The 4864-nt window shown below is 52.3% G+C and carries 6 protein-coding genes; 5 read left to right on the forward strand and 1 reads right to left on the reverse strand.

Annotated elements, in window-relative coordinates; genetic code table 11:
* The coding region (locus tag AB7C91_RS13490; protein ID WP_428592308.1) for an FUSC family protein at positions 1-457 on the reverse strand (457 nt) is incomplete at its 3' end.
* Positions 458-567: 110 nt separating this feature from the next.
* On the opposite strand from AB7C91_RS13490, the gene AB7C91_RS13495 reads away from it, so the two are divergent.
* The 5 genes from AB7C91_RS13495 to AB7C91_RS13515 form a co-directional block, all read left to right on the forward strand.
* Positions 568-1482, forward strand: a complete 915-nt coding sequence (locus AB7C91_RS13495) for an AEC family transporter (RefSeq protein ID WP_332447264.1) — start codon at positions 568-570, stop codon at positions 1480-1482.
* A gap of 72 nt (positions 1483-1554) precedes the next feature.
* On the forward strand, positions 1555-2262 hold the full coding sequence (locus tag AB7C91_RS13500) for an RraA family protein (protein WP_332447263.1): 708 nt from the start codon (positions 1555-1557) through the stop codon (positions 2260-2262).
* 52 nt (positions 2263-2314) lie between these two features.
* A complete protein-coding gene (locus AB7C91_RS13505) occupies positions 2315-3265 on the forward strand; it encodes a D-2-hydroxyacid dehydrogenase (protein ID WP_428592312.1) in 951 nt (316 codons plus the stop codon).
* Positions 3266-3323: 58 nt separating this feature from the next.
* The gene (locus tag AB7C91_RS13510) at positions 3324-4481 is read left to right on the forward strand and encodes a type III PLP-dependent enzyme (RefSeq protein ID WP_332447261.1); all 1158 of its coding nucleotides are present in this window, start codon (positions 3324-3326) and stop codon (positions 4479-4481) included.
* A gap of 256 nt (positions 4482-4737) precedes the next feature.
* Positions 4738-4864: NAD(P)-binding domain-containing protein (locus AB7C91_RS13515; protein ID WP_428592315.1), on the forward strand; the 127-nt coding region annotated here is incomplete at its 3' end.

Below are 4864 nucleotides of genomic sequence, written 5' to 3' on the forward strand. Positions count from 1 at the left end.
TCCAGAAGAAGAGCAAGGTCAAGGCAAGGGCGACCAGACACCCCAGGATGACGGCGAATATGCGTTGGAGCGCATAGAACCACATCGGGGTGTCGAATTCCTGCAACAGGACGATCACCAAGGCTGCCAAGGCGCTTCTGGTTGAGGAAGCGTAGTGGAAGAGCGAGCAGACGGTAATGGTGAGAACTACCCCGAGACAGAGCCCGGCCAATTGGGGGAGGGGAAGGGTAAAACAAGCCAAGCCGATCAAGGCCCCGGTGACATTCGCCTTGATGCGGGCAATGGGAAGGGCAAGCGAATTATCCCAGTCAGGGGCAAGGACCAGAAGCAGGCTGACCACCGACCAGGACAGGTGATATTGGGGGAATGCCCGGTAGAAACCGTAGCAAATACTGGTCCCGATCAGGCATTTGACGATGTACAGTACGAAGACCGGGGTGAACAACCTATCTTTCATGCTGAAAGTATGAAAAAGCAAAGATATGCTGTCAAGCGGAGGCATCAGCATCTTTGGTGTTGAAAACAATCGCTTCTGGGGTATACTTGCGGACAAGGCAAGGAAGCTGTATGCAGGTTGTGCTCGATAAGATTCTGATGATGTTCCTCATCCTCGCAGTCGGATTACTCTGTTTCCGAACGAGGATCTTCGACGAGACAACGCTCAAACGGTTGTCCACGTTTCTCCTGCAGGTGGTGAATCCGGCTGTCATCTTTGTTTCCTATCAGATGAGCTACACGAGAGAATTGCTCGTCTCGCTGGGGTATGCATTCGTGCTCTCGGTTGCAGCCTTCCTCATCCAAATAGTGGTTGCCTATGCGGTGGTGCGAAAAAAAGGGGTGAACAGCGCTGTTGAACGGCTCAGTATCATCTACTCGAATTGCGGCTACTTCGGCATTCCCCTTGCCAGCGGTCTGTTCGGAAAGGAAGGGGTGTTCTACCTGACCAGCTACCTGACCGTCTTCTCCCTGTTCTTCTGGACCCAGGGGGTGGTACTGATGATCGGAAAGACCAATCTGAAGGAAACGATCCGGAATTTGGTGACCCCGGCCATCATCGGTGTAATTTTGGGGATGCTCTGTTTCGTGTTGCAGATCAGGCTTCCTTCGGTTTTTCTCCAGACCCTTGACAGCCTGGGAAGCATGAACACCCCCTTGGCCATGTTGATCGCAGGTGCGAGTCTGGGCAGGGCGAGCCTTCGTTCCTGCTTTTTGCAAAGGCGCGTCTATCTCATCGCATTGTACCGCCTGATCCTTGTTCCGTTTGCCGTCATCTTCGCCTTCAGCTTCACAACCCTGGATGCCGTCATGGTGCTGACCATCATTTTGGCAGCCGCCAGTCCGGTGGCCGTCGGCAGCACCATGTTCGCCCTTCGTTACGAGAAGGACAGCCTCTATGCCTCCCAATTGTTCATCACCACCACCCTGTTGGCCATTTTCTCCATCCCCTTGGTCGTCTGGTTCGCCCGAGTGATGGGGATCTGAGTATTCTGATATGAATGTAGGCTAAAGATTTGTATAGTATTGATAGGATAGTGAATGAAAAAGGAAATAATCATGCAATATTTGACGAAGGAACAATTGGAGGAGCTCAGGCAGTTCGATACCCCGACGGTATGCAATGCCTTGGAAAAGTTCAAACTCAGAAGCAAGACCGAGGGGTTTACCTCCCCGATCATCAAAGCCGTATATCCCGACCGGAAACCGGTGGTGGGTTATGCCTGTACGGCCAAGGTAAGTGCCAGGTATCCGGGAACCCGGGATCAGGAAGAGATACTGTATCGGTATTACCAGTCGATCCTCGATTGTCCTTCCACCCCCATTTCAGTGATCCAGGATATTGATGAGCATCCGGTAGGCTCTTTCTGGGGAGAGGTGCAGACCACCGTCCACAAGGCGTTGGGCTGTATGGCGGTGGTGACCAACGGCGGAGTACGCGATTTGGACGAGGCCTATCAGCTGGGTTTCACTTATTTTGCTTCGTGCACGTTGGTTTCCCATGCCTACATCCATATGGAACAAACAGGAACACCGGTTGAAGTCGGCGGTTTGATTGTCCGACCCGGTGATCTCATCCATGCAGACAAGCATGGGGCGGTCTTGATTCCGAACGAAGTAGCCGATCAGGTTGCAGCAGCTTGTCGACAGATGCAGAATGCCGAGTTGCCGGTGCTCAATGGGTGCAGAGCAACCGCGGATGGTACATTGAATCTTGCCGACCTGCGGATCTGGAGAGCCGAGATGGCAGAGCTCAGAAAAAAATAACGAACGTAGTAAAATATGAACTGTTTTCATGAAAAGGAAGGAGAAATTACCGATGCATATTGTCATTCTGGACGGCTATACGGAAAATCCCGGGGATTTGAGTTGGGACGGCTTTTCCGCCCTCGGCACCTTGACTGTCTATGATCGTACAAAACCCGAACAGATTCTCACTCGGATCGGGGATGCTGAGATTGTCATCACCAACAAGACGCCGTTGGACGAGAATACGATCATGCAGGCTCCGAACATCCGCTATATCGGGGTTTTGGCGACCGGCTACAATGTAGTTGATGTCAATGCGGCAACCAAGAAGGGGATTGTGGTCTCGAACATCCCCACCTATGGGACCGATGCAGTGGCGCAATTCGCATTCGCCCTGCTTTTGGAGATAGCCCATCATGTGCAGCACCACAGTGATGCGGTGAAACAGGGCCGTTGGACCAGTTGTCCCGATTTCTGTTTTTGGGATTATCCGTTGATCGAGCTGGCGGGAAAGACGATGGGGATCATCGGCTACGGCAGGATCGGTCGGGCGACGGCAAGGATAGCCCGCGCCTTCGGGATGCAGGTGATCGCCTATGATGTGATGCAGAACCCCGATTACCAGGATGTCTATCGAAGTCTTGACGAGTTGCTCGCCCAAAGCGATGTGATCAGCCTGCATTGTCCGCTCTTCGAAGAGACACGGGGGATCATCAACAAGGATTCGATTGCTCGGATGAAGGACGGGGTTATCATCCTGAACAACAGCAGAGGCCCGCTCATCGTGGAACAGGACCTTGCCGATGCATTGAACCGGGGGAAGGTGTATGCAGCCGGCTTGGACGTCGTGTCAAGCGAGCCCATCGCCGAGGATAATCCTCTGCTTTCGGCGAAGAACTGCCTGATCACTCCGCACATCAGCTGGGCGCCGAAGGAAAGTCGCCAACGCTTGATGGACATTGCGGTGGAGAACCTCAAGGCATTTCTTGTAGGCAAGAGCAGAAATGTAGTGAATGCATAGCGAAAGAGTAGGGCTGTTCTGATTGACATAAAACCTGTGAAATTACATAGTCTGCCGTATGAACACTACTGAAATAATGTCTAAGGAACGGTGGGATCGGGTTCTGGAAATTTCCAAGGGCCGAGAGACGCCGTTCCAACTTATCCTCTCTGATGTAATTGAGGAAAAATACCAAGAACTTCGCAATGCAATTCCTTTTGCAAAGATATATTATGCAGTTAAGGCAAATCCTGCATTGGATGTGTTGCGTCTGCTCGACCGCCTTGGTTCGAATTTCGATGTGGCCTCGGTATATGAGCTTCGCCGTCTGCAGGAGCTGGGTATCAGTGCAGACCGCATGAGCTGTGGGAACACCATCAAGAAGTTTGAGCACATCAAGGAGTTTTATGCAGCCGGTATCAGATTGTTCGTCACCGATAGTGAAGGGGATTTGCGAAACATTGCGAAGGCGGCCCCCGGTTCGAAGATCATGGTTCGCCTGATGGCTGAAGGCGCCCTGACCGCGGACTGGCCGCTTTCCAGAAAGTTCGGCTGTAGCCCCGACCTTGCCGGGGATCTTTTGGTTCTCGCACGCAAACTGGGACTGAAGCCTTGGGGGCTTTCCTTTCATGTAGGTTCGCAGCAACGGGATATCACCGCTTGGGATAGTGCCCTTTCCAAAGTCAGTTACTTGTCCACCTGGCTGTCGGAGAATGAAGGCATCACCTTGTCCTGCATCAATATGGGCGGTGGGTTCCCCGCCACCTACCGGGAACGGACCAACCCGGTAGAGACCTATGCCGACGAAATCAAGCGATACCTGGAAGAGGACTACGGCGATGCGCTGCCTGAGATAATCATTGAACCCGGACGCTCCCTCTTAGGGGATTCGGGGGTGCTTGTCTCGGAGATCGTACTGATCTCCCGCAAATCCCGGACGGCGCTGGAACGCTGGGTATACCAGGACTGCGGCCGCTTCGGAGGACTGATGGAAACCTTGGGTGAGGCCATCCACTATCCTATTCTCTGTGAACGCAACGGACCGGAGGAGCAAGTCATCCTTGCAGGCCCCACCTGCGATTCCATGGATACGCTCTATGAGGATTACCGCTATGAACTTCCGTTGAGTCTTGCGGTGGGGGACCGGTTGTATTGGCTTTCCACCGGTGCTTACACCAGCAGTTACTCTGCCGTAGAATTCAACGGTTTTCCGCCGTTGCAGACAGTGGTAATCTAAGGCGACAGCAGATTCTTTCAAGCAGTGGAGTATTGGGACATGCAGGCTTACCTTCGGGTAGGCCTTTTTCGTGTGCTAAGTGATGAAATATAATGAAATTTGAAAAATATAATAGAAAATATAAAAAATATAACAAGTCATATTGAATCTATAATTTTAGTTGACAATCGCAGGTTCTGCTCGTACTCTATGTATAGGGGGAGTTGTATTCATACTCCCTGTGTACGAACGCACTATAATTCTGAGGAGTGGATATATGAAGATAGGATTCATAGGACTGGGGATCATGGGCAAGCCGATGGCGAAGAACCTGCTGAAGGCGGGCTACGAGCTGGTGGTGAACGACATCAACGAGGCGGCGGTGGCCGAGCTGAGGGAGCTGG

The sequence above is a fragment of the Sphaerochaeta sp. genome, assembly GCF_050256055.1.
GTDB lineage: Bacteria > Spirochaetota > Spirochaetia > Sphaerochaetales > Sphaerochaetaceae > Sphaerochaeta.

Coding starts and splice junctions, on each gene's coding strand:
- AB7C91_RS13495 (WP_332447264.1), top strand. CDS start 568: ATGCAGGTTGTGCTCGATAAGATTCTGATGATGTTCCTCATCCTCGCA.
- AB7C91_RS13500 (WP_332447263.1), top strand. CDS start 1,555: ATGCAATATTTGACGAAGGAACAATTGGAGGAGCTCAGGCAGTTCGAT.
- AB7C91_RS13505 (WP_428592312.1), top strand. CDS start 2,315: ATGCATATTGTCATTCTGGACGGCTATACGGAAAATCCCGGGGATTTG.
- AB7C91_RS13510 (WP_332447261.1), top strand. CDS start 3,324: ATGAACACTACTGAAATAATGTCTAAGGAACGGTGGGATCGGGTTCTG.